This is a genomic window from Cellulosimicrobium funkei, assembly GCF_900155925.1.
Taxonomy (GTDB): Bacteria; Actinomycetota; Actinomycetes; order Actinomycetales; family Cellulomonadaceae; genus Cellulosimicrobium; species Cellulosimicrobium funkei.
Genome location: NZ_FTMI01000003.1, coordinates 201,535 through 225,802 on the forward strand (window position 1 = coordinate 201,535; position 24,268 = coordinate 225,802).

21 protein-coding genes are annotated in these 24,268 nt (G+C 74.8%); 19 read left to right on the top strand and 2 right to left on the bottom strand.

The annotated features are described in order from the left end of the window. The first annotated feature begins 100 nt into the window (after positions 1–100). Complete coding sequence (mshC, locus tag BXA05_RS09045) at positions 101–1,375, top strand: cysteine--1-D-myo-inosityl 2-amino-2-deoxy-alpha-D-glucopyranoside ligase (RefSeq protein ID WP_076404771.1); 1,275 nt, start codon at positions 101–103, stop codon at positions 1,373–1,375. A gap of 46 nt (positions 1,376–1,421) precedes the next feature. Here the strand turns inward: mshC and BXA05_RS09050 are convergent, their stop codons facing one another. Together BXA05_RS09050 and BXA05_RS09055 are read right to left on the bottom strand one after the other, a co-directional pair. Next, entirely contained in the window at positions 1,422–2,288 is an 867-nt protein-coding gene (locus tag BXA05_RS09050; RefSeq protein ID WP_021482086.1) for a PAC2 family protein, read from the bottom strand. Positions 2,289–2,351: 63 nt separating this feature from the next. Beyond that, positions 2,352–4,274: an alpha/beta hydrolase domain-containing protein gene (locus tag BXA05_RS09055; protein ID WP_076404772.1), complete on the bottom strand. Its 1,923-nt coding sequence runs from the start codon at positions 4,272–4,274 to the stop codon at positions 2,352–2,354. A gap of 283 nt (positions 4,275–4,557) precedes the next feature. Between BXA05_RS09055 and BXA05_RS09060 the strand changes: the two genes are divergently transcribed. The 18 genes from BXA05_RS09060 to BXA05_RS09145 all read left to right on the top strand — a co-directional run bounded on the left by BXA05_RS09060 (position 4,558) and on the right by BXA05_RS09145 (position 24,268). Then, on the top strand, positions 4,558–5,238 hold the full coding sequence (locus BXA05_RS09060) for an HAD family hydrolase (RefSeq protein ID WP_280174308.1): 681 nt from the start codon (positions 4,558–4,560) through the stop codon (positions 5,236–5,238). Positions 5,239–5,309: 71 nt separating this feature from the next. Continuing rightward, positions 5,310–6,488, top strand: coding sequence for a site-2 protease family protein (locus BXA05_RS09065; RefSeq protein WP_241005764.1), 1,179 nt, complete (start codon positions 5,310–5,312; stop codon positions 6,486–6,488). A 206-nt stretch (positions 6,489–6,694) separates the two neighbouring features. Then, positions 6,695–7,726: a tRNA (adenine-N1)-methyltransferase gene (locus BXA05_RS09070; RefSeq protein WP_228485415.1), complete on the top strand. Its 1,032-nt coding sequence runs from the start codon at positions 6,695–6,697 to the stop codon at positions 7,724–7,726. A 180-nt stretch (positions 7,727–7,906) separates the two neighbouring features. Next, complete coding sequence (gene arc, locus BXA05_RS09075) at positions 7,907–9,565, top strand: proteasome ATPase (RefSeq protein ID WP_021479740.1); 1,659 nt, start codon at positions 7,907–7,909, stop codon at positions 9,563–9,565. An 86-nt stretch (positions 9,566–9,651) separates the two neighbouring features. Next, complete coding sequence (dop, locus tag BXA05_RS09080) at positions 9,652–11,289, top strand: depupylase/deamidase Dop (RefSeq protein WP_076404775.1); 1,638 nt, start codon at positions 9,652–9,654, stop codon at positions 11,287–11,289. A 150-nt stretch (positions 11,290–11,439) separates the two neighbouring features. Continuing rightward, on the top strand, positions 11,440–11,640 hold the full coding sequence (locus BXA05_RS09085) for a ubiquitin-like protein Pup (RefSeq protein ID WP_021479766.1): 201 nt from the start codon (positions 11,440–11,442) through the stop codon (positions 11,638–11,640). Between the two features lie 19 nt (positions 11,641–11,659). Next, positions 11,660–12,583 (top strand): proteasome subunit beta, encoded by a 924-nt coding sequence (prcB, locus tag BXA05_RS09090; protein ID WP_082774448.1) that lies wholly within the window; start codon positions 11,660–11,662, stop codon positions 12,581–12,583. Further along, positions 12,580–13,356, top strand: coding sequence for a proteasome subunit alpha (gene prcA / locus BXA05_RS09095; RefSeq protein WP_083711763.1), 777 nt, complete (start codon positions 12,580–12,582; stop codon positions 13,354–13,356). The genes prcB and prcA overlap by 4 nt, the downstream gene beginning before the upstream one ends. Positions 13,357–13,362: 6 nt before the next feature. After that, positions 13,363–14,724, top strand: coding sequence for a Pup--protein ligase (gene pafA / locus BXA05_RS09100; protein ID WP_021479769.1), 1,362 nt, complete (start codon positions 13,363–13,365; stop codon positions 14,722–14,724). A gap of 13 nt (positions 14,725–14,737) precedes the next feature. Next, positions 14,738–15,808 carry an FKBP-type peptidyl-prolyl cis-trans isomerase gene (locus BXA05_RS09105; protein WP_076404776.1) on the top strand — a complete coding sequence of 357 codons (1,071 nt, stop codon included), beginning with the start codon at positions 14,738–14,740 and terminating at the stop codon, positions 15,806–15,808. Next, complete coding sequence (hisF, locus tag BXA05_RS09110) at positions 15,805–16,575, top strand: imidazole glycerol phosphate synthase subunit HisF (RefSeq protein ID WP_061267737.1); 771 nt, start codon at positions 15,805–15,807, stop codon at positions 16,573–16,575. Before BXA05_RS09105 ends, hisF begins: the two co-directional genes overlap by 4 nt. A 252-nt stretch (positions 16,576–16,827) precedes the next feature. After that, on the top strand, positions 16,828–18,735 hold the full coding sequence (locus BXA05_RS09115) for an ABC transporter ATP-binding protein (protein ID WP_083711764.1): 1,908 nt from the start codon (positions 16,828–16,830) through the stop codon (positions 18,733–18,735). Then, positions 18,732–20,621: an ABC transporter ATP-binding protein gene (locus BXA05_RS09120; RefSeq protein WP_083711765.1), complete on the top strand. Its 1,890-nt coding sequence runs from the start codon at positions 18,732–18,734 to the stop codon at positions 20,619–20,621. The genes BXA05_RS09115 and BXA05_RS09120 overlap by 4 nt, the downstream gene beginning before the upstream one ends. 84 nt (positions 20,622–20,705) lie before the next feature. After that, the gene (gene hisI / locus BXA05_RS09125) at positions 20,706–21,173 is read left to right on the top strand and encodes a phosphoribosyl-AMP cyclohydrolase (RefSeq protein ID WP_076404777.1); all 468 of its coding nucleotides are present in this window, start codon (positions 20,706–20,708) and stop codon (positions 21,171–21,173) included. Next, on the top strand, positions 21,170–22,747 hold the full coding sequence (locus tag BXA05_RS09130) for an anthranilate synthase component I (RefSeq protein WP_061267739.1): 1,578 nt from the start codon (positions 21,170–21,172) through the stop codon (positions 22,745–22,747). The genes hisI and BXA05_RS09130 overlap by 4 nt, the downstream gene beginning before the upstream one ends. Continuing rightward, on the top strand, positions 22,744–23,385 hold the full coding sequence (locus BXA05_RS09135) for a Trp biosynthesis-associated membrane protein (protein WP_083711766.1): 642 nt from the start codon (positions 22,744–22,746) through the stop codon (positions 23,383–23,385). The genes BXA05_RS09130 and BXA05_RS09135 overlap by 4 nt, the downstream gene beginning before the upstream one ends. Positions 23,386–23,471: 86 nt before the next feature. Then, a complete protein-coding gene (locus BXA05_RS09140; protein WP_228075274.1) occupies positions 23,472–23,747 on the top strand; it encodes an HGxxPAAW family protein in 276 nt (91 codons plus the stop codon). Continuing rightward, positions 23,744–24,268, top strand: coding sequence for a DUF4190 domain-containing protein (locus BXA05_RS09145; protein ID WP_076404778.1), 525 nt, complete (start codon positions 23,744–23,746; stop codon positions 24,266–24,268). Before BXA05_RS09140 ends, BXA05_RS09145 begins: the two co-directional genes overlap by 4 nt.

Consider the following 24,268-nt stretch of genomic DNA (forward strand, 5'->3'; position numbering starts at 1 on the left):
CCGCACGGACCTGCCCGGTCGCCGTCGGGCGCGGCGCCGCGCCTCGCCCGCGTGCCGGACGGCGGTCCGACGGCGGCGCCCCGGCGGCTAAGGTTGACGCGTGCACAGCTGGCCCGCCCCGCAGATCCCCGAGCTCCCCGGACGAGGCCTCCCGGTCCGGGTGCACGACTCGTCGACCCGTGAGCTCGTCGTCGCCGCCGCGGGCGAGGACGCCACCCTGTACGTGTGCGGCATCACGCCCTACGACGCGACGCACATCGGCCACGCGGCCACCTACGTCGCGTTCGACCTGCTCGTGCGCGCGTGGACGGACGCCGGGCACCGCGTGCGCTACGCGTCGAACGTCACCGACGTCGACGACCCGCTGCTGGAGCGTGCCGCCGCGACCGGCGTCGACTGGCGCGCGCTCGCCGTCGAGCAGACCGCGCTGTTCGCCGAGGACATGACGGCGCTCGGCGTCGTCCCGCCCGACGTCTACGAGGGCGCGGTGGAGACGATCCCCGCCGTCGTGGACGCGGTGACCCAGCTCCTCGACGCGGGCCTCGCGTACCGCGTCCCGGTCGAGCCCGGTGCGGGCGGTACCGACCCCGGCCTGGGCGACGTCTACGCCGACCTCTCGGCCGACTGCGCGTTCGGCTCGGTCTCACGGCTCGCGCGCGACGTCATGGAGCACCTCTTCGCCGAGCGCGGCGGCGACCCCGACCGCGAGGGCAAGAAGGACGCGCTCGACCCGCTGCTGTGGCGCCGCGAGCGCCCGGGGGAGCCCGCGTGGGACGGCGGCGCGCTCGGCACCGGCCGCCCCGGCTGGCACGTGGAGTGCGCGGTCATCTCGCGCGACGGGCTCGGCCTGCCGTTCGACGTGCAGGGCGGGGGAGCGGACCTGCTGTTCCCGCACCACGAGATGTCGTCGTCGCACGACCGCATGCTCGCGGGCGGCGGTGCGCCCCGCGCGCACGTGCACGCCGGACTCGTCGCGTACGAGGGCGAGAAGATGAGCAAGTCGCGCGGCAACCTCGTGCTCGTGTCGAACCTGCGGGCTACGGGCGTCGACCCGATGGCGATCCGCCTCGCGCTGCTCGCGCACCACTACCGCGGCGAGTGGGAGTGGACCGACGACGACCTGCCCGCGGGCGTGCGACGTCTCGAGACGTGGCGCGACGCCGTGTCCGGCAACGGTGGCCCGGACGCGACCGCGACGCTCGCGGCCGTGCGCGCCGCGCTCGCCGACGACCTCGACGCCCCGACGGCGCTCGCCGCCGTGGACGCCTGGGCCGCGGAGTCGCTGCGCCCCGGTCGTGACACCTCTCGCGACGAGGAGGGCGCCCCGGGCGTCGTCGCGCGCGCGGTGAACGCCCTGCTGGGCGTCCGGCTCTGACGAGCCGCCCCGCGCTGACACCGCCGCCCGCGAGGCGGGCCGTGCGTCAGACGGTCGGGCCCTTGCCCGGGTTGCCGCGGTCGCGGCGGCGCAGGTAGCGCTCGAACTCGCGCGCGATGGCCTCGCCGCTCGCCTCGGGGAGCTCGGCCGTGTCCTTCGCCTCCTCGAGCTGCTGGACGTACTCCGCGATCTCCGCGTCCTCTGCGGCGAGCTCGTCGACGCCGTGCTGCCACGCCTCGGCGTCCTCCGGCAGGTCGCCCAGCGGGATCGGCTCGGACAGCAGCTCCTCGATGCGCGCGAGGATCGCGAGCGTCGCCTTGGGCGACGGCGGGTGCGCCACGTAGTGCGGCACGGCCGCCCAGAGCGACACGGACTGCATCCCGCGCTCCGCCGCGGCGTGCTGGAGGACGCCGACGATGCCCGTCGGACCCTCGTACGTGCTCGGCTCGACGTCGAGCACGGCCTGCAGGCCCACGCTCTCCGACGTCGCCGTCATGGGGATCGGCCGCGTGTGCGGCACGTCCGCGAGCAGCGCGCCGAGCGTGACGACCGTGCGCACGCCGTGCTCCTCCGCGACGTCGAGCAGCTCGCGGCAGTACCGGCGCCAGCGCATGGACGGCTCGATGCCGTGCACGAGCACCACGCGGCGACCCGTCGGCGACAGGACCGCCGACGCGATCGTCGTCGTGGGCCACGTGATCTCGCGGCGGCCGTCGTCGTCGGTCGTGACGACCGGGCGGTTCACCTGGAAGTCGTGGTACTCCTCCGGGTCCAGCTCGTCGACGTCCTCGGCGCCCCACACCTCGTGCAGGTGCTGGAGGGCGGCCGTGGCGGCGCTCCCGGCGTCGTTCCAGCCCTCGAACGCCGCGATCATCACGGTCTGGCGGGTGCCCTCGGTCGCGTTCTCGGTCATCACCCCAGCCTATGCGGCCGGGCCCGACGGCGTCGGGGCGGGTTCGCGCCCGGCGTAGCCGCCTCAGCCGCAGTCGAGCGCCGGGTAGGCGACGTCGTCCGACGACGACCGCCCGTCTCCCGTGGCCGTCACCAGCGCGCTGCCCGCGTCGAGCGTGGCCGAGCGCGCCGAGAACGACTGGTACGCGGACGCGCCGGGCGCGACGCCCGCCACGGTGCGCTCACCGAACGGCGTGCTCAGCGTGACGTCCACGGGCACCGCGCCGTCGTTCGTCGCGCGGACCGCGACGTACGCCCGCCCGGCCAGGCACCGGGGGACGGCGGTCGCGGAGACGTCGGGGCCGTCGAGGGCGGCGGACAGCGCGAGGACGCCGAGCACGGCCGTGGTCGAGCGCACGACGCTCGCCGACGCGCCGGCGTCCTCGATCGCCGTGGAGCCGAGAGCGAGCGCCTCCTGGACCAGGGTCTGCGCCGCGTCCCAGTCACGCCGGTCCGCGGCCTCGAGCGCGCGCCGTATCCGGACCTGGACCTGCGCCCCGGCCTCCGGCTCGACCGTGCCCGCGGCGACACGCTCGTCGACGAGGTCGACGACGTCGGTGTACCAGGAGGGGTCGGCCGCGACGTCGGCACCCACGAAGCCCGCCTCCACCGCGGCACGGGTCGACGCGACGACGGCGTCGCGGTAGTCCTCGACGTCCGGGTACCAGGCCGCGAGCGTGGCGTCGTCGACCGGGCGCGAGCCGCCGTCGAGGAAGCAGAACCCGGGCCCGGCGTTGGCGCCGGAGTTGATCCGCGTCGGGACGTCCTGCTGCGCGAGCCGGACGCCGCCCAGGCCCAGGCCGCGCTCGTCGCGCACCACCTGGCGCGGCGCCTGGTCGGTCAGCGTGATGGGCGCCGCCGACGGTGGGGCCGTCCCGTCCGCGACCCACGCGGCCACGTGGTCGTACACCGACGCCTGGACGAGGTGCTGAGGTACCCGGGAGCCGGACGGCTCCTCGCACGTCTGCGGCGTCCCGGGGTAGCCGCCGGGCGCGGAGCCGACGTCGCGGATCCGCAGCCTCCCGTAGTCGGTGATGAGCTTCCAGTCGCCGTGCGACGCGCCCGCGACCTCCCACGTGCGCCGCAGGTCGGTGTCGGGCTGGCGCTGCGCCGCCCCGAGGAGGTCGATCGCGACGTCGGTCTCGCTGTTGATCTTGAACACCGGCGTCTCGAGGTCGTCGCGCAGCAGGCCGCCCCCGCCGTGCAGCACGACGGCGTCGACGACCCCCGCGAGCGGGTCGACCGAGTTCACGTACGACCACAGCCGCCCCGCCGACTGCGAGTGCCCGGTCGCGACGACGCGCTCCGCCTCGAGCGGACCGAGCGGCGCCGTGCCCGCGGGGTCGCGCACCGCGGCCACGGCCTGGCTGAAGACGTCCCACGAGAGGGTGTCGTCGGTCACGGTGCCGCCGTCGGTGAGGTCGAGCGTGCCGTAGCGCTCGGGGCTCCAGGCCCGTAGGCCGGTGGGCGAGTGCACGCCCGCCCGCTGCGCCGACACCCCGACCCACGCGTAGCCCTCGCGCACCAGGTGCTCGTGCGTCTGGAACCAGTCGACCTCCTGGTCCCACTGGTTCGAGACGTTGTACCACTCGGCGATCACCGTGCCGTTGAACGTCGCGGGGTCGACGGGCCGGCGCACCACGACGCGGGTCCGGAACGCGTGCCCGGTGCTGAGGACCGTCGCGTCCGTCACGCCGTCCGCCTGGTAGCGGGTCGCCTCGCCCTCGACGAAGAACTCCTCCTCGACGTAGCCGCGCGCGGCCAGGTCGTAGTCGGTCGCGAGGAACGGATATCCATGGGCGGGATCGCCGGGCGCCGTCGTCGCGGGCACCGGGCCGGTCACCACGGGGTCGGGGACGGCGGCGCTCGCGGGGAGCGCGGTCCCGGCGAGCACGAGCACCCCGGCGAGGGCGAGCACGAGCGGGCGGCGGACGGGGGGTGCGGACATGGCGACTCCTTCGTCGGGCCCGACGGCGGTGGCGGGCGCTCAGCAGCCTAGGGAAGCCGCACGCTTCTGTCGACCGGCGCGCGAGTTCGGGAGCGGCGTCGCCAGAAGCCGTCGCGCGCGACCGCACGCCCAGGAACGGCGGCGCGCCCGCGGCAGAGCCGCCCGGTTAGGGTCGAGGGTGCAGGGGTTCGTCGTACGACCGTTGATGGAGACCGCTTTGCCTTCTCGTCCTGACAGCACGTCCGCAGGTCAGCGCTCTGCCGAGCGTCTAGAGGTCCCCGCGTTGCCCGAGGCGGTCCTGTGGGACATGGACGGGACGCTCGTCGACACCGAGCCCTACTGGATCGCGGCGGAGCACGAGCTCGTCGCCGCGCACGGCGGCACGTGGACGCACGAGGACGCGATGTCGCTCGTCGGGAACCCGCTGCGCGAGTCGGCGCGCATCCTGCGCGAGCGCGGCGGCGTCGACCTACCGGTGGACGAGGTCGTCGCGTTCCTCATCGGGCGCGTGATCGAGCAGGTGCGCGTCGAGGTGCCGTGGCAGCCCGGCGCGCGCGAGCTCCTCACGGCGCTGCGCGAGGCGGGCGTGCCGTGCGCGCTCGTCACGATGTCCTACCGCGAGCTCGCCCAGCCCATCGCCGAGATGGCGCCGCCGGACGCGTTCCAGGTGCTGGTCTGCGGCGACGAGGTCGAGCGCGGCAAGCCCGACCCGGAGCCCTACCTCCTCGCCGCGCAGCGCCTGGGCGTCGACGTCACGCGCTGCGTCGCGATCGAGGACTCGCCCGCGGGGATCGCCTCGGCCCGCGCCGCGGGGGCCGCGACGCTGGGCGTCGAGGCCGTGGTCCCGGTGCTCCCGGCACCGGGCCTGAGCCGGACGCCGTCGCTCGAGCTCGTCGACGTCGCGCTCCTGTCGCGGCTCGTCGCGGGCGACGTCGTCGACCTCATGGAGGACGACGCCGCCTGAGCCGCCCGGACGGCCTGCCCGACGGTGCGCGGGCCGTCGGGACGGACCCGCCGAGCGCATAGGCTCTCAGGGTGGACGGACCCGAACCTCGAGCACCCCGCACGCCCGCACCGGCAGGCCCGCGCACGAAGGGCTGGGTGATCGGCCGCGTCGTCGGCGCACCGGTGATCCTCACGCCGTCGTGGTTCCTCGCCGCGGCGATCCTCACGGTCCTCTTCGCGCCGACGGTGCAGCGGCTCGCCCCGCACCTCGGCCCCGAGATCTACCTCGTGTCCTTCGCGTTCGTGCTGCTGCTCTTCGCGTCCGTCTTCCTGCACGAGGTCGCCCACGCGCTCGTCGCGCGCGCCCGGGGCCAGCACGTGACCGAGCTCGCGGTGACGCTCTGGGGCGGCCACACGGCGTACTCCGGGACGTCGGCGCGCCCGCTCGACGGCTTCCTCATCTCGGTCGTCGGACCGCTGACCAACCTGGCGCTCGCGGTCGTGTTCTGGGTGACGTTCCAGGCGCAGCCGACCTTCTCCGTGCCCGCCCTCCTGCTGTACGCGGCCGCGTTCTCCAACGCGTTCGTCGGCTTCTTCAACCTCCTGCCCGGCCTCCCGCTCGACGGCGGCCAGATCCTCGAGTCCGCCGTGTGGGCCGCGACCGGGTCGCGGACGAAGGGCACGGTCGCAGCGGGATGGGTCGGGCGCGCGGTCGCCGTCGGGGTCGTCGCGTGGGCGCTCGTGTGGCCGCTGACCTACGGCGGACGGCCGGACCTGTGGACCGTCGCCTGGGCGGCGCTCATCGGGGCGTTCCTGTGGAGCGGCGCGGGGCAGGCCATCACCGTCGGGCGCACCCGCGAGGCGGTGTCCGGGCTCACCGTCCGCAGCCTCGCGCGCCCCGCGGTCGCCGTGCCGTCCACGGCGACGGTCGGCGCGGTCGGGCGCTCGGTGGCGCTCGCGGGCGGTCCGCACGTGGTGGCCGTCCTGGTGGACGGCGCGGGCCGGCCCCTCGGGTACGTGGATCCCGCCGCCGCTGCGGCCGTGCCGCCCGACGCCGCGGAGACGACCCCGGTCGGCGCCGTCGCCGTGCCCCTGCCCGGGGCCGCGACGATCGACGCCCACGGTGCGGGGCAGGACATGCTCGCCGAGCTCTCGCGCGTCGGGCGGGACGCGGCGGTCGTCGTCGTGACCGACGGCGGCCGCGTCGTCGGCGCGCTCGAGGTCGCCCGGGTCGTCGCGGCGCTGCGGGACGCCCGACGCGGACGGTGACCGGCGCGTCGTCCGCGCGCGCGACCGACCGGCGTCGGGCGCGGGGCGGGCGGCCCGTAGGATGGTCGCCCGTGACCTCCGAGCCCGCCACCACGCCCGGCCACCCGACCCCGCAGCCCGGTGGGGACGGCGCAGCCGCCCCCGCGCACGGCGCGTCCGACCGCCCCGGCGCGACGGGCGCGGACGAGCGCCGCGGCCCGCTCCGCGTGGGGGACAAGGTCCAGCTCACGGACCCGCGCGGTCGCCTGCACACCATCACGCTCGCGCCGGGCGCGACGTTCCACACGCACAAGGGCTACCTGCGGCACGACGACCTCATCGGCCGCCCCGAGGGCAGCGTCGTGCGCAACACCGCCGAGATCGAGTACCTCGCGATGCGCCCGCTCCTCGCGGACTACGTGCTCTCGATGCCCCGCGGCGCGGCGGTCGTCTACCCGAAGGACGCCGGCCAGATCGTCGCGATGGCGGACATCTTCCCGGGCGCGCGCGTCGTCGAGGCGGGCGTCGGGTCGGGCGCGCTGACGATGTCGCTGCTGCGCGCCGTCGGCGACGCGGGCGAGCTGCACTCGATCGAGCGGCGCGAGGACTTCGCCGCGATCGCGCGCGGCAACGTCGAGACGTTCTTCGGCGGCGAGCACCCGGCCTGGACGCTGTCCGTGGGCGACCTCGCCGACGTGCTCCCGACCGTCGCCGAGGACGGCACGGTCGACCGCGTCGTGCTCGACATGCTCGCGCCCTGGGAGAACCTCGACGTCGTCGCGCGCGCGCTCGTGCCCGGCGGCGTCCTCGTGTGCTACGTCGCCACGACGACCCAGCTCTCGCGCCTCGCGGAGGACCTGCGGGCCGACGGCCGCTACGCGGAGCCCGTCGCGTGGGAGTCGATGGTGCGCGGCTGGCACCTCGAGGGTCTCGCGGTGCGGCCGCAGCACCGCATGATCGGGCACACCGGGTTCCTGCTCACCGCACGGCGCCTCGCGGACGGCGTCGCGCCGCCCGAGCGCAAGCGCCGCCCGGCCAAGGGCGCGTACCCGACCGACGCGGAGCAGTGGTCGCCCGAGGAGCTGGGCGAGCGCCCGGTCTCCGAGAAGAAGATCCGGCGCGTGCGGCGCGACGTCGGCCAGGGCCCCGAGCAGACGACCGGTCCGGGCGCCGAGCAGAGCACGGACCGTGGCGCGGAGCACGGCGTGCAGCAGGGCGCGGACGAGGCCGGCGGGGCGCCCGACGTGTCGGGCGCGTGACGGTCCGGTAACGATCGGGGCGCCGCCGTCTCACCCTGGGTGTCGTCCGTGTGCACGGGCGAGACTTGTGCCTAAGGTCTACACCCGACCGCCGGACGATGGTCGGCACGGGCGCCTCGCGAGGCCCGTCGTCCGCCGTCCACCCGTGGTCGGGCGAGCCGGCGGCGAGAGGGACACCCGATGAGCGAGACATTCGGCCGTAGCGACCAGGCCCCGCAGGACGGCGCGCGCGAGCTCGCGCTGCTGTCCGCGAAGAACGAGAGGCTCGCCGAGGCGCTGCGCGCGGCCCGGGACCAGATCCTCGACCTCAAGCGGCAGATCGACGACCTCGCCAAGCCCCCGGGCACGTACGCGGTGTTCCTCGCCGCGCACCCGGACGGATCGGTCGACGTGTCCGCCGCCGGGCGCAAGATGCACGTCGGCGCGAGCCCCAGCCTCGACGTCCAGCGCCTGCGCCCGGGGCAGGAGGTCAAGCTCAACGAGGCGATGACCGTCGTCGCCGCGGGCGGCTACGAGCGCACGGGCGAGATCGTCACGGTCAAGGAGATCCTCGACGCCGACCGCGTGCTCGTCGTCGGCCGGGCCGACGAGGAGCGGGTCGTGCGGCTCGCCGGGTCGGTCGCGCGCACGACGCTCCGCGTCGGCGACTCGCTCACCATCGACACGCGCAGCGGCTTCGTGTTCGAGGTCATCCCGAAGTCCGAGGTCGAGGAGCTCGTCCTCGAAGAGGTCCCGGACATCGAGTACGAGGACATCGGCGGTCTCGGGCCCCAGATCGAGCAGATCCGCGACGCCGTCGAGCTGCCGTTCACGCACCCCGACCTGTTCCGCGAGCACGGCCTGCACCCGCCCAAGGGCGTGCTGCTGTACGGGCCGCCCGGGTGCGGCAAGACGCTCATCGCCAAGGCCGTCGCCAACTCGCTCGCGCACACCGTGGCGCGGGCGCGCGGCGAGCAGGTGGAGGACGGCTCGGGCGCGGCGCGCAGCTACTTCCTCAACGTCAAGGGCCCCGAGCTGCTCAACAAGTACGTGGGCGAGACCGAGCGGCACATCCGGCTGATCTTCGCCCGCGCTCGGGAGAAGGCGTCGCAGGGGACGCCCGTCGTCGTGTTCTTCGACGAGATGGAGTCGCTGTTCCGCACCCGCGGGACGGGCCTGTCGTCGGACGTCGAGACGACGATCGTGCCCCAGCTCCTCGCCGAGATCGACGGCGTCGAGCGGCTGGACAACGTCATCGTCATCGGGGCGTCGAACCGCGAGGACATGATCGACCCTGCCATCCTGCGGCCCGGGCGCCTCGACGTGAAGATCAAGATCGAGCGGCCCGACGCCGAGGGCGCCAAGGAGATCTTCGCCAAGTACCTCACGGAGGACCTGCCGATCCACGCGGCCGACCTCGCCGAGCACGGCGGCAACCAGCGCGAGGCCCTCGACGCGATGATCCGCTCGGTCGTGGAGCGCATGTACTCCGAGGAGGAGGAGAACCAGTTCCTCGAGGTCACCTACGCCAGCGGCGACAAGGAGATCCTGTACTTCAAGGACTTCAACTCGGGCGCGATGATCCAGAACGTCGTGGACCGCGCGAAGAAGTCGGCGATCAAGGACCTCCTGGCCACGGGCCAGCGCGGCATCCGCGTCGACCACCTGCTCGCCGCGTGCGTCGACGAGTTCAAGGAGAACGAGGACCTGCCGAACACCACCAACCCCGACGACTGGGCGCGCATCAGCGGGAAGAAGGGCGAGCGCATCGTCTTCATCCGCACGATCGTCCAGAAGAAGGGGGAGGGCGGCTCGCCGCGCACCATCGACACGGTCACCAACACCGGCCAGTACCTGTAAGCAGGGGTGGTCGCGCCGCCCCGTGGACGGCGCGGCGCGGCGTCGGAGGGCGGACATAGGGTGAGCGCGTGAGCGTACGACGGGTCATGGGGATCGAGACGGAGTACGGCGTCCTGCAGCCGGGGAAGCCGATGGCGAACCCGATGCTCATGTCGAGCCAGGTCGTCACCACGTACCGGGCGCTCGCCGCGCGCAGCGACGGCGCCCGGGGTCGGGCGCGCTGGGACTACGACGACGAGGACCCGCTGCAGGACGCGCGGGGGTTCCACGTGCCGCGCGCGTCGGCGCACCCGTCCCTCCTGACGGACGACCCGTCGCGCCCCGCGCCGTCGGGGCCGGTCGACCGGGCCGCGGAGGGCGGCGCCGCCGGGGCCTCCCTCCAAGAGGTCGCGCGGCCGACGACGGAGGAGTACGACGACCCGAGCGCGGCGAACGTCATCCTCACCAACGGCGCCCGGCTCTACGTCGACCACGCGCACCCCGAGTACTCCTCGCCCGAGGTCACGGTGCCGCACGACGTCGTGTGCTGGGACGTCGCGGGGGAGCGGGTCATGCTCGCCGCGGCGCGCGAGCTGGCCCAGGTGCCGGGCGGCGGCGTCGTGCTCTACAAGAACAACGTCGACGGCAAGGGCGCGAGCTACGGGACCCACGAGAACTTCCTCGTCGACCGCGAGGTGCCGTTCGGCGTCCTCGTGGAGATGCTCACGCCGTTCCTCGTGACCCGGCAGGTGTTCGCCGGCTCGGGGCGCGTGGGGCTCGGCCCGGCGGGGGAGGAGCACGGGTTCCAGATCTCCCAGCGCGCCGACTACGTCGAGGCGGAGGTCGGGCTGGAGACGACGCTGCGCCGCCCCATCGTCAACACGCGCGACGAGCCGCACGCGGACCGGCAGCGCTGGCGCCGGCTGCACCTCATCATCGGCGACGCGAACATGTTCGAGACCGCGACCTACCTCAAGACGGGCACGACGTCGCTCGTGCTCTTCGTCGTCGAGCACCTGGAAGAGCTCGGCCCGGAGGTGCGCGCCCGCCTGGCCGGGCTGCGCCTCGCGGACCCGGTCGCGGACGTCCAGCGCGTGAGCCGCGACCTCGACCTGACGCGTCGTCTCGCCCTCGCCGACGGGCGCGAGCTGACGGCGCTCGAGATCCAGCGCGAGTACCTGGAGGTCGCCGCCGACGCGGCGGAGCGCCTCGCGGGACCGGACGGGGTCGACGCCCCGACGCGTGACGTGCTCGCGCGGTGGCGCTCGGTGCTCGACCGTCTGGCGACCGACCGCGACGCGTGCGGGCGCGACGTCGAGTGGGTCGCGAAGCTGCGGCTCCTCGACCGCCTGCGCGAGCGCGACGGTCTCGACTGGGGCCACTCGCGCCTCGCGGCGATGGACCTCCAGTGGTCCGACGTGCGGCCCGAGCGCGGCATCTACCACCGCCTCCTCGCCGCCGACGCCGTGGACCGGGTGGTCACCGAGCGCGAGGTCGGCGCGGCGGTGCACCACGCGCCCGAGGACACGCGCGCGTTCTTCCGCGGCGAGGTCATGGCGCGCTACGGCGACGAGGTCTCCGCGGCGAGCTGGGACTCGGTGATCTTCGACGTGCCGGGCGCGCCGTCGCTCCAGCGCGTCCCGATGATGGACCCGCTGCGCGGGACGCGCGCCCACATCGGGGCGCTGCTCGACGCGAGCCCGGACGCCGCCGCGCTGCTGGCGGGTCTGGCAGGCCCGTCGTGACCGGCGGCGACTAGGCTGGACGCACGACGGCGCCCGCCCTCCGTGGGAGGGGCGCCGCGTGCGAGCAGGGCCGGGAAGGGCGCGAGCCCGGACGGGGTTGGAACGGACAGAGCGTCGGCGCGAGGCCGGCCGACGGACGAGGAGGCAGCCATGGCGGGTACCGAACGCACGCACGCGTCGCACGAGGACCGGCGTCCCGATGACGAGCCCGAGGCCCCGGCGACCCCGGTCGCGCCGCAGGCGCAGTCGCGCGACGCCGAGGTGGACGCGCTCCTCGAGGAGATCGACGAGGTCCTGGAGACGAACGCGGAGTCCTTCGTCCGGGGCTTCGTGCAGAAGGGCGGCGAGTAGGAAGGGTGACGGCAACCCGATGAGCACGGACCAGCCCGGGCGCCTGCCCGACGCGTTCACGACCCCCGGGTCGTCGTCCTTCCTGGAGTTCCTGTCCGGGCACGCCCCCGACCTGCTGCCGTCGCACCGCGTGGCCGGGCACGCGGCGTCCGGCACGCTTCCGGACGCGCCGCACGCCACCACGATCGTGGCGCTGACGTTCGGCGCCGAGGGCGTGGGCGCGGGCGTCGTGATGGCGGGGGACCGCCGCGCGACGATGGGCTCGATGATCGCGAACCGGGAGATCGAGAAGGTCTTCCCGGCCGACGAGTACTCGGCCGTGGGTATCGCCGGGACGGCGGGGATCGCCGTCGAGCTCGTGCGCCTGTTCCAGCTCGAGCTCGAGCACTACGAGAAGATCGAGGGCGCGCTGCTCTCGCTCGACGGCAAGGCGAACCGCCTGTCGACGATGATCCGCCAGAACCTCGGCCTCGCCATGCAGGGCCTCGCGGTCGTGCCGCTCTTCGCCGGGTTCGACCTCGACCGCGGCGCCGGCCGGATCTTCTCGTACGACGTCACGGGCGGGCGGTACGAGGAGCGGGCGTACCACTCGGTGGGATCGGGCTCGGTGTTCGCGCGCGGCTCCCTGAAGAAGCTGTGGCGCACCGGTCTCGACCGGGCGGCCTCCGTGCGCGTCGCGGTCGAGGCGCTCTACGACGCGGCGGACGACGACTCGGCCACCGGCGGCCCGGACCCGGTCCGCCGGATCTGGCCGGTGGTCGCGGTCGTCACGGCCGACGGCTACGAGCGCGTGCCGGACGACGAGCTCGCGGCGGTCGTCGAGCAGATCGTGGCGGAGCGCTCCGGGGCGGGCGTGGAGCGCGGCCGTCCCCCGGTGACGAACGCCGAGGCCGTCCCGCACGACCGCCCGCAGGACGGCCCGACCGGAGGTGACGACGCGTGAACATGCCTTTCTACGTCTCGCCCGAGCAGCTGATGAAGGACCGGGCGGACTTCGCGCGCAAGGGCATCGCGCGCGGCCGGTCGGTCGTGGTCCTCGCCTACGAGGACGGCATCGCGTTCGCGACGGAGAACCCGTCGCGCGCGCTGCACAAGATCTCGGAGATCTACGACCGCATCGCGTTCGCCGCGGTGGGCAAGTACAACGAGTTCGAGAACCTGCGCGTCGCCGGGGTGCGGTACGCGGACCTGCGCGGCTACTCCTACGACCGCACGGACGTCAACGCGCGCGGTCTCGCGAACGCGTACGCCCAGACGCTCGGCACGGTGTTCACCACGGAGTCGAAGCCGCTCGAGGTCGAGCTCGTCGTCGCGGAGGTCGGTCGCACGGCGGAGCAGGACCAGCTCTACCGCATCTCCTACGACGGCTCCGTCGCCGACGAGCAGGGCGTGGTCGTCATGGGCGGCCAGGCCGACCAGCTCGGTCGCGTGCTCCAGGACGCGTGGCGGCCCGGTCTCGGGCTCGCCGAGGTGCTGCGCCTGGCGGTGCACGCGCTCGCGTCCGGCGGCGAGGGGGACGACGCCCGCACCATCCCGGCCGCGCAGCTCGAGGTGGCCGTCCTGGACCGCACCCGGCCCCGGCGCGCGTTCCGCCGTCTCACGGGCTCCGTCCTCGAGGGCCTCCTCGCGGACGAGGACGCGGCGACCACCACCGACGGGACCGCCGAGGGCGCGCCCGACGACACGACGGGCACCGGCCCGACGGACGAGGGGTAGCGCCGCATGGACCGCAGGATCTTCGGGCTGGAGACCGAGTACGGCGTGACGTGCGCGTCCGACGACGGGCGCGGGCTCTCGGCGGACGAGGTCGCGCGGTACCTCTTCCGCAAGGTGGTCGCCTGGGGCCGCTCGTCGAACGTGTTCCTGCGCAACGGCTCCCGGCTGTACCTGGACGTCGGCTCGCACCCCGAGTACGCGACGGCGGAGTGCGACGACGTCCGTCAGCTCGTCGCGTACGACCGTGGCGGCGAGCGGATCCTCGAGGGCCTCGTCGCGGACGCGCAGCAGCGGCTCGAGCACGAGGGACTGCCCGGCCGGATCCACCTGTTCAAGAACAACACCGACTCGGCGGGCAACTCGTACGGCTGCCACGAGAACTACCTCGTGCGACGCCAGGGCGACTTCGCTCGCCTGTCGGACGTCCTCGTGCCGTTCCTCATCACGCGCCAGGTCCTCACTGGCGCCGGCAAGGTCCTCGCGACGCCGCGCGGCGCCGTGTACTGCCTGTCCCAGCGCGCCGACCACATCTGGGAGGCGGTGTCGAGCGCGACGACCAGGTCGCGCCCGATCATCAACACGCGCGACGAGCCGCACGCCGACGCCGAGAGCTATCGGCGCCTGCACGTCATCGTCGGGGACTCCTCGATGGCGGAGACGACGACCATGCTCAAGGTCGGCTCGACCGACCTCATCCTGCGCATGGTCGAGGCGGGGGTCCCCATGCGGGACCTGGCGCTCGAGAACCCCATCCGGTCGATCCGCGAGATCAGCCACGACATGACGGGCAAGCAGCCCGTCCAGCTCGCGAGCGGCCGGACGGTCACCGCGATCGACCTCCAGGGCGAGTACCTGCAGCGCGTGCGCGAGTTCGTCGAGCAGGACGTCGCGCCGACGCCCGTCGTCAAGCAGGTGCTCGACCTGTGGGAGCGCGGGCTGCGCGCCCTCGAGACGGGCGACCTCTCGCTCGTCGACCGCGAGCTGGACTGGGTCATCAAGTACCGCCTGATCCAGCGCTACCAGGCCAAGCACGGTCTCGAGCTCGACGACCCGCGGATCGCGCGCCTCGACCTCGCCTACCACGACATCTCGCGCACCGAGGGGCTGTACAACCTGCTCGCGGCGCGCGGCATGGTCGAGCGGGTGACCACGGACCTCGAGGTGTTCGAGTCGACGGCCGTCCCGCCGCAGACCACGCGCGCGAAGCTGCGCGGCGACTTCGTGCGCGCCGCCCAGGAGGCCCGCCGGGACTACACGGTGGACTGGGTGCACCTCAAGCTCAACGACCAGGCGCAGCGCACCGTGCTGTGCAAGGACCCGTTCCGGAACGTCGACGAGCGCGTGGAGCGCCTCATCGAGTCGATGTGATGCAGGACGTGATGTGACGAACCTGGCCCTCGCGGCCGGGCGCCCTCGGGGCGTCCGGCGCGCTCGTCGTGCGCCCGCGTCCCGGGCCGCGCTCGTGCTGCTCGTGGCGCTCCTCGCGGCGCTCGTGCTCGGTGCGTGCACGGAGCCGGAGGACGCGACGGAGACGCCGCTCAACACCGACCTCACGGTCGCCGGGTCGTCCGGCGCCCCGCCGGCGCTGGAGTACCGCGCGCCGCTCGACGTGCCGGACGCGCGGTCGGAGGTGGTGTGGCCGGGCGCCGGGGCGGAGCTCGTCGACGGCGGCCCGCTGCTGCTCAACCTCTACGCGGAGGACCTGCGCGACGGCACCGTCCTGCAGAACACGTACACGGACGCGCCGCGCTGGCGCACGCTGACCGACGAGTCCGTCGGCCGCGAGCTGCGTGACCTTCTGCGGGGCCAGCGCGTGGGGGCGCGCCTGCTGCGCCTCGAGGTGGACGACGGCGTCCCCGTCGCCCTGGTCGTCGACGTCCTGCCGACGCGTGCGTCCGGGGAGCCGGTCGAGCCGGTCGACGGCCTGCCCACGGTGACGCTCGACGAGCAGGGCGCACCGAGCGTCACCGTCCCGTCGGAGGCCGCGGCGCCCGCGGGCCTCGTGGTGCAGCCGCTCGTCCGCGGCGACGGGCGCCAGGTCGAGGTCGGTCAGGTGGTCACCGTCCGGTACTCGGGCGTGCGCTGGTCCGACGGCGAGGTCTTCGACTCGACGTGGACCGACGGCGCGGCGCCCCTGTCGGTGATGATCGGCATCGGCGAGGTCATCGAGGGGTGGGAGCAAGGGCTCCTCGAGCAGTCGGTGGGGAGCCAGGTGCTCCTCGTCGTGCCGCCCGACCTGGCCTACGGCGCGACCGCCAACCCGCTGGCCGGTGAGACGCTCGTCTACGTCGTCGACATTCTCGACGCCCAGTTCCCCGTGACCGAGGAGAACGCGGGCGACACCGGAACGGCCGACGACACAGCCGGCACCGACACCGGCACCGACACGACCGGCACGGCCGGCACCGACACGACCGGCGGAGCGCCGGCCGACCGAGGAGACTCCCCATGACCGTCGCGATCCGCGTGATCCCGTGCCTCGACGTCGACGCGGGACGCGTCGTCAAGGGCGTGAACTTCGAGAACCTGCGCGACGCGGGCGACCCCGTCGAGCTCGCCGCCCGCTACGACACCGAGGGCGCCGACGAGCTGACGTTCCTCGACGTCTCGGCGTCGTCCGGCAACCGGGAGACGACGTACGACGTCGTGCGGCGGACCGCCGAGCAGGTCTTCGTCCCGCTCACCGTCGGTGGCGGGGTCCGCTCGGCGGACGACGTGGACCGTCTCCTGCGCGCGGGCGCGGACAAGGTCGGCGTGAACACGGCGGCGATCGCCCGTCCGGAGCTCATCGCGGAGATCGCGGACCGTTTCGGCAGCCAGGTGCTCGTGCTCTCGGTGGACGCGCGCCGCACGACCGGCGACGTGCGGACGGAGTCCGGCTACGAGGTGACGACCCACGGCGGGCGTCGCGGCACGGGGATCGACGCCGTGGAGTGGGCGTCGCGCGCAGCGGGGCTGGGCGCGGGCGAGATCCTGCTCAACTCGATGGACGCGGACGGCACGACCGCCGGGTTCGACCTCGAGATGCTCGCCGCGGTGCGCTCCGAGGTGCGTGTGCCGCTGATCGCGAGCGGCGGGGCGGGCGCGCCCGAGCACTTCGTGGCGGCGGCGCGCGCCGGGGCGGACGCGGTGCTCGCCGCGAGCGTCTTCCACTTCGGCGCCCTCACCGTCGGCCAGGTGAAGGACGCGATGCGGGCCGAGGGCGTGCGGGTGCGCTGACCGGCGCGGACGCCCGGCGGCGGTGTCGGGAGCCCGTGAGAGGATCGGGCCACCCCCTGAACGAAAGACGAGGACCGTCCCGTGCCCGGCAGCAGGACGCGCCCCACCGGCGCCGACGCCCCGCCCGCCCCGACCGACCCGCCGGCCACCGCCGCCCGGCACGACCGCTCCCGCGACCGGCTCCCCGCCGAGCCGTCGGTCCGCCGACCGCACGCGCTCACCGGCTCCCGGGTCCGCCGCTCGCTCGCGCTCATGGGGCGCGGCATCCGCGACGAGCCGCGCACCTACGTGCTGGCGATCGGGTCCTCCGCGCTGTTCGGCGCGCTGACCGTCGCCGTGAGCAGCGCGGTCGGCCGGGTCACCGACGACGTCGTGGTGCCCGCGCTCGCGGGCGACGAGGCTGCGCGCGGCCGCATCTGGGTCGCGGGCCTCGTGCTCGCCGGGATCGCGCTCTCGCTCGCGGTGAGCGTCGCCGCGCGGCGCATCTTCGCGGGCAACGGGTACGCCGCGCTGCAGGCACGCCACCGCACCGCGGTGACCCGCCAGTACCTGCGCCTGCCGATGTCGTGGCACCGCTCGCACCCGGCCGGGCAGCTCCTGTCGAACGCGAACTCCGACGTCGAGGCCGCGACGGGCGTCTTCAACCCGCTGCCGTTCGCGCTGGGCGTCGTCGTCATGATCGGCGTCGCCGCCGTGATGCTCTTCCGGGTGGACGTCTGGCTCGCGTGCGCGGCGCTCGTCGTGATCCCTGTCGCCGTCGCCGTGAACATCGTGTTCCAGCGCTACATGTCGCCCGCCATCACGCGGGCGCAGCAGCTGCGCGCCGAGGTGTCCGACGTCGCGCACGAGAGCTTCGAGGCCGCGCTCCTCGTCACGTCGCTCGGCACCGCGGACCGCGAGGAGCGCCGCTTCGCCGAGCGCACCGACGAGCTGCGCGCCGCGAACGTGCGGGTCGGCGTCGTGCGCGCGTTCTTCGACCCCGTCATCGAGCTCCTGCCGTCGCTCGGCACGCTCCTCGTGCTGGGCGTCGGGACCGTGCGCCTCACCGCGGGCGACGTCGCGCCCGGCGACATCATCACCGCCGCGTACCTCCTGACCGTCATGGCCGTGCCGGTCCGCGCGTTCGGCTGGGTCCTCGGCGAACTCCCGCGCGCGCTCGTCGGGTACGAGCGCATCAGCCGCGTCGTCGACGCCGGGGGCGTGCTGCGTCCCGGGACGTCGGCCCTGAGCGGGACGGGTGCCGGGCTGGGCGTGCGGCTCGAGGGCGTCGGTGTCGACGTCCGGGCGGGCGGCCGCGAGCTCACGCTGCTCGACGGCGTGGACCTCACCGTGGCGCCGGGGACGACGGTCGCCGTCGTGGGCCCGACGGGCGCCGGCAAGACGACGCTCGTCTCGCTCCTCGCGCGGCTCTCGGACCCGACGCGCGGGCGCGTGCTCCTCGACGGCACCGACGTGCGCGACGTGCGCGAGGCGGACCTCACGACGCAGGTCGCTCTCGTCGCGCAGCAGGCGTTCGTGTTCGAGGACACCGTGCGCGCGAACGTCACGCTCGTCGACGACGGCGATCCCGGCCCGGACGACGCGGAGGTCTGGGCGGCCCTGCGGCTCGCGCGCGTGGACGACGTCGTCGAGCGGCTCCCGGAGGGCCTCGACGCCCCGCTCGGGGAGCGGGGGGCCAACCTGTCCGGTGGCCAGCGCCAGCGTCTCGCGATCGCGCGCGCGCTCGTCCGGCGTCCTCGCCTCCTCGTCCTCGACGACGCGACCTCGGCCGTCGACCCGCGGGTCGAGCAGGAGATCCTCGCGGGCGTCGCGCGGGGCGGCGACGACCGCCCGACGGTCGTGATGGTCGCCTACCGCATGTCGAGCGTCGCGCTGGCGGACGTCGTCGTGCACGTGGAGTCCGGGCGGGTGGTGGACGTCGGGACGCACGACGAGCTGCTCGCCCGCGACCCGGGGTACCGCGAGCTCGCGACCGCGTACGCGCGCGAGGCGGAGCGCCGGGAGAACGAGCGGGCCGACGCGACGGACGACTCCGTGCGCGAGGCGGGCGAGGACGAGCAGGTCCGCGACGGTCACCGTGACGACGACCTCGTGCGCCAGGAGGAGACGGAGGAGGACGACGTCGTGCGGCACGTCGAGACGGGGGCGCTGGAGGAATGACCCGGACCACGACCGAACGACCCGGGCGTTCGCCCCGCCGGGGCGCGGGTCCCGCCGTCGACGGCGGCGCGGACGTCCGCACCGGCGACGCGCGCATCGCCTCGGCGAGCTCCCTGGGCGTCCTCGCGACGCTGCGTCGCGGCGTGCAGGTGTCGCCGCAGATCCTCGCCGGCATCTGGGTGACCCTCGGCCTCGCCGTCGCCGCGGCGCTGGGCCGGGTCGTCGTGCCCGTGACCGTGCAGCAGACCATCGACACGGGCGTGCTCGCCGACGGCGGTCCGGACACGACGCGCGTCGCGGTGCTCGTGGGCGTCGCCGCCGGGATCCTCGTCCTCGCCGGGCTGTGCTCGGCCCTCGTCAACGTGCGCCTGTTCCGGTCGACCGAGGCGGGCCTCGCCGCGCTGCGCGTGCGCGCGTTCCGGCACGTGCACGACCTGTCGGTGCTCACCCAGAACTCCGAGCGGCGCGGGTCGCTCGTCTCCCGCGTCACGAGCGACGTCGACACGATCTCCCTGTTCGTGCAGTGGGGCGGCATCATGCTGCTCGTCTCGGTGCTGCAGATCGGCGTCGCGACGGTGCTCATGGCGGTCTACTCGTGGCAGCTCACGCTCGTGGTGTGGGCGTGCTTCGTGCCGCTGTTCCTCGTCCTGCGCCCCGCGCAGGCGCGGGTCAACGACGCGTACACCCAGGTCCGCGCGCGGGTCGGCGCGATGCTCGGCGCGATCTCGGAGTCCGTCGTCGGCGCGGAGACCATCCGCGCGTACGGCGCCGGGGCCCGGACGGCCCGCCGCATCGACGCCGCGGTCGACGCGACGCGGCGCGCGATGGTCCGGGCGCAGAAGCTCGTCGCCGTCGTGTTCTCGAGCGGCGTGCTCGTGGCGAACCTCGTGCTCGCGGTCGTCGTGGTCGTCGGGTCGCTGCTCGGCGTGGCGGGCGACATCTCGGTGGGGCAGCTCCTCGCCTTCCTGTTCCTCGTCCAGCTCTTCACCGGCCCCGTCCAGATGGCGACGGAGATCCTCAACGAGCTGCAGAACGCCGTGGCGGGCTGGCGCCGCGTCCTTGCGGTCCTGGAGACGCCGGTCGAGGTCGTCGACAAGGGCCCCGACGGCGTGCGCAGCCTGCGCGGCCCGGCCCACGTACGCCTCGAGGGCGTCCGGTTCGCCTACCCCGACGGGCCCGAGGTGCTGCACGGCGTCGACCTCGACCTGCCGGCGCGTGCCTCGGTCGCCGTCGTCGGCGCGACCGGCTCGGGCAAGACGACGATCGCGAAGCTCGTCACGCGGCTCATGGACCCGACGGGCGGGCGCGTGCTCCTGGACGGCACGGACCTGCGCGACCTGTCCGTGGCGTCCCTGCGCGAGCGCGTCGTGCTCGTGCCCCAGGAGGGCTTCCTGTTCGACGGGACGCTCGCCGACAACGTCGCCTACGGGCTCCGGGGCGCCGCCGAGGAGGAGCCGGCCGCCGCGCGTCGCGCCCGGATCGAGGCGGCCGTCGAGCGGCTCGGCCTCACCGACTGGGTCGCGGACCTGCCGGACGGGCTCGACTCCTCGGTCGGCCAGCGGGGCGAGTCCCTCTCCGCGGGCGAGCGGCAGCTCGTCGCGCTCGTCCGGGCCTACCTGGCCGAGGCGGACCTGCTCGTCCTCGACGAGGCGACGTCCGCCGTCGACCCGGCGACCGAGGTCCGGATCGCGCGGGCGCTCGCGTCGCTCACCGCGGGCCGGTCGACGCTGACGATCGCGCACCGCCTCTCCACGGCCGAGGCGGCCGACCTCGTCGTCGTCGTCGACGCCGGGCACGTCGTGGAGGTGGGCCACCACGACGACCTCGCCCGCGCGGGCGGGGTCTACGCCCGCATGCACGACGCCTGGGTCTCCCAGACCCGCTGACCCGCGCGGCCGGGCGACCGACGTCACGCCGGGTCGGGCGAGACGGGGGACCGGCGGCGGCCCGGCGTCTGGCAGGATTCTCGGGTGCCCGACTCCACGACCGGCCCGCAGACCACGACCCCGTCCGCGCTCGACCCCGAGGTCGCCGCGCGGCTCAAGCGCGACGACGCCGGCCTGGTCGCCGCGATCGTCCAGCAGCACGACACGGGCGAGGTGCTCATGCTCGGCTGGATGGACGACGAGGCGCTCCACCGCACCCTGACCACCGGGCGGGTGACGTTCTGGAGCCGGTCGCGCCAGGAGTACTGGCGCAAGGGCGACACGTCGGGCCACGTCCAGGTGGTGCGCTCGGTCGCGCTCGACTGCGACGGCGACGCGCTCCTCGTGCGCGTGCACCAGGTCGGCGCCGCGTGCCACACGGGCACCCGCACGTGCTTCGAGGCCGGCGGAGACCTGGGCGCCGTCGTCGGCGAGCTGCCGTCCGCGCCGGGTGCCCCGGACGCCGGGGCCGCGCCCGCCGTCGGACCGGACCCCGAGGAGGAGAACCAGTGAGCACGACCGTCGACCCGGCCGGAACCACCACCGTCCCCGCGGGCGGGCCCGCGTGGGGCACGACGTGGCCCGTGCTCGACGGCTTCCGCGCGCTCGCCCGCTCCCGCCGGGTCGTCCCGGTCGTGCGGCGCCTCCTGGCCGACGACGTCACGCCCGTCGGGCTCTACCGCACCCTCGCGCAGGGGCGGCCGGGCACCTTCGTGCTGGAGTCCGCGGAGTCGGACGGGCGCTGGGCCCGCTACTCGTTCGTCGGCGTCGCGTCCCGCGCGACCCTCACGGCGCGCGACGGCCGGGCGGTGTGGTCGGGCGACGTGCCCGCGGGCGTCCCGCGCGAGGGCGACGTGGTCGAGGTGCTGGAGGCGACGCTCGACGTGCTGCGCACGCCCGCGGTCGACGGCCTCCCGCCGCTCACGGGCGGGCTCGCCGGGGCGATCGGGTGGGACGTCATCCGGCACTGGGAGCCGACGCTGCCCGCGCACGCGCCCGACGAGCTGGGCGTCCCGGAGCTCACGCTGTGCCTCGCGACGGACCTCGCGGTCGTCGACCACGCGGAGGGCAGCGTGTGGCTCGTGGCGAACGCGATCAACTTCGACGACACGGACGAGCGGGTCGACGAGGCGTACGCCGACGCGGTGCGGCGCCTGGACGCGATGCAGGCGCGCCTCGTCGCCGGCGGTGCGCACGTCGCGTCGGTCGTGGCCGCCGACGCCGTCGAGCCGGAGCTCGAGTTCCGCTCGACGCGCGACGAGTTCGAGGCGTCCGTCGTGGCGGGCAAGGACGCGATCCGCGAGGGCGAGGTCTTCCAGGTCGTCCTCTCGCAGCGCCTGGACCTCGACTGCCCGGCGGACCCGCTGGACGTCTACCGGGCGTTGCGCACGATCAACCCGAGCCCGTACATGTACTACTTCCAGCTCACGGACGCGGACGGGCGCGACTTCGCGGTCGTCGGGTCGAGCCCGGAGACGCTGGTCAAGGTCGAGGACGGGCGGGTCACGACGTTCCCCATCGCGGGCTCGCGGCCGCGCGGCGCGACGCCCGAGGAGGACGTCGCGCTCGGGGAGGAGCTGCGCGAGGACCCCAAGGAGCTCGCGGAGCACATCATGCTCGTCGACCTCTCGCGCAACGACCTCGTCAAGGTCTGCGAGCCGACGTCGGTCGAGGTCGTGGAGTTCATGGCGACCAAGCGGTTCAGCCACATCATGCACCTGTGCTCGACGGTCGTCGGCACGCTGCGCGACGGCGCGACCGCGCTCGACGCCTTCCGGGCCACGTTCCCCGCGGGGACGCTCTCGGGCGCGCCCAAGCCGCGCGCGATCGCCCTCATCGACGAGCTCGAGCCCGCCTCGCGCGGGATCTACGGTGGGACGGCCGGGTACTTCGACTTCGACGGGAACATGGACATGGCGATCGCCATCCGCACGGCGCTGATCCGCGACGGGCGCGCGAGCGTCCAGGCCGGGGGCGGGATCGTCGCCGACTCCGTGCCGGCGCTCGAGTACGCGGAGTCGCGCAACAAGGCGGCCGCGGCGGTCCGCGCCGTGCAGGTCGCGGCGCGGCTGCGGGGGCTCGCGTGAGCCGCCCCGGCGGCCCGGCCCGCCGCACGGCCATCTGGGTCCTGCTGCTCCTCGGGGGCGCGACCCTCGCGGCGGCCGTGCCCACGTGGCTGCGCACGACGGGGGCCACCGCGCTCGACCCGCAGGTCGACGTCGCGGTGGCCGGCACGTCGGCCGCACCCGGCGTGAGCGCGGCCGCGCTCGTGCTCGTCGCGGCCGCGCTCGCGCTCGGCCTCGTGGGACGTGTCGGCCGGTGGGTCGTCCTGGCGGTCGCGGCGGCGAGCGGCGTCGTCGCGACGGTGTCGGCGCTGAGCGTCGCGATCGACCCGGAACCGACCGCCCGGTCGGCGGTGGCCGAGGCGACGGGCGTGACGGAGCTGATCGCACCGGTCGAGCTCACCGCGGCGCCCTGGGTGGCGGCCGTGCTCGGCGTGCTCACCGTGCTCGTGGTGGTGTGGGTGGCGCGCGGCGCGCGGTCGTGGGCGAGCGCCTCGACGCGGCACGAGCGGGCCGGGGCGGCGCCCGCGACGGCAGCCGGCACGCCCGCGGACGGGACGCCCGAGGCCAAGGGCGCGGCCGGCCCCGCCGACGCCGAGGACGTCTCCGACCACGACGCGTGGGACGCGCTCTCCCGCGGCGAGGACCCCACGGACCGCTGAGCAGCGCGGACGTGTCCCACGCGACGTCCGCCGACGTCCCGCGACGGGACGGGCCCCGGCCCGGTCCGATAGGCTCTGACCACATCTTGACGAAAGGCACGACCCTCATGGCCGAGAACCAGCAGACGACCGAGATCGCCTACCTGCCGCCCGCGGCACCGCCCACGAACCACGGCCACACCGTCGCCGCGTGGTTCACCATGATCGGCATCATGGTCGGCGCCCTCGTGGCCGCGATCGGTGTCGTGGTCGCCGCCGTCTGGCTGTTCTGGGTCGGCATGGGCGTCGTGGCCGTGGCGCTCGTCGGCGGCCTCGTGCTCCGCAACATGGGCTACGGGCAGAAGAAGCAGGACGCGCGGTGACGCAGCCGCCGGGACCGGGCCCGCACGACGGCACGCCCCCGCAGGACGGGTCGCAGGCGCCGTACGGCTCGTCGGTGCCCGGCGGCGCGCAGCACCCCGGCCCGCAGGACCCGGACCAGGGCTACACCGGGCAGCAGCAGCCCGGTCAGCCGTACCCGGGCCAGCAGTACCCCGGGCAGCCGTACCCCGGCCAGCAGTACCCGGGCCAGCCGTACCCGGCAGGCGCCTACGCGCCGCCGCCGTACTACCCGAAGAACAACCTCGCGATCTGGTCCCTCGTCCTGGGCATCGCCGCGTTCGTGCTCAGCTGCGGCTTCTTCACGGGCATCCCCGCGGTGATCGTGGGCAACGCGGCGAAGCGTGCCGTCGCGGAGGGCCAGGCGGACAACGACGGCATGGCGACGGCGGGGATCATCCTCGGCTGGGTCGCGATCGGCCTGTCCGCGATCGGTCTGCTGCTCCTGCTGGTGTTCTTCCCCGCCGTGCTCGCCTGGGTCGGCACGATCCCCGACCAGTACTGA

Coding starts and splice junctions, on each gene's coding strand:
- BXA05_RS09050 (WP_021482086.1), bottom strand. CDS start 2,288: ATGACCGAGAACGCGACCGAGGGCACCCGCCAGACCGTGATGATCGCG.
- BXA05_RS09055 (WP_076404772.1), bottom strand. CDS start 4,274: ATGTCCGCACCCCCCGTCCGCCGCCCGCTCGTGCTCGCCCTCGCCGGG.
- arc (WP_021479740.1), top strand. CDS start 7,907: ATGAGCGAGACATTCGGCCGTAGCGACCAGGCCCCGCAGGACGGCGCG.
- dop (WP_076404775.1), top strand. CDS start 9,652: ATGGGGATCGAGACGGAGTACGGCGTCCTGCAGCCGGGGAAGCCGATG.
- BXA05_RS09085 (WP_021479766.1), top strand. CDS start 11,440: ATGGCGGGTACCGAACGCACGCACGCGTCGCACGAGGACCGGCGTCCC.
- prcB (WP_082774448.1), top strand. CDS start 11,660: ATGAGCACGGACCAGCCCGGGCGCCTGCCCGACGCGTTCACGACCCCC.
- pafA (WP_021479769.1), top strand. CDS start 13,363: ATGGACCGCAGGATCTTCGGGCTGGAGACCGAGTACGGCGTGACGTGC.
- hisF (WP_061267737.1), top strand. CDS start 15,805: ATGACCGTCGCGATCCGCGTGATCCCGTGCCTCGACGTCGACGCGGGA.
- BXA05_RS09115 (WP_083711764.1), top strand. CDS start 16,828: ATGGGGCGCGGCATCCGCGACGAGCCGCGCACCTACGTGCTGGCGATC.
- BXA05_RS09120 (WP_083711765.1), top strand. CDS start 18,732: ATGACCCGGACCACGACCGAACGACCCGGGCGTTCGCCCCGCCGGGGC.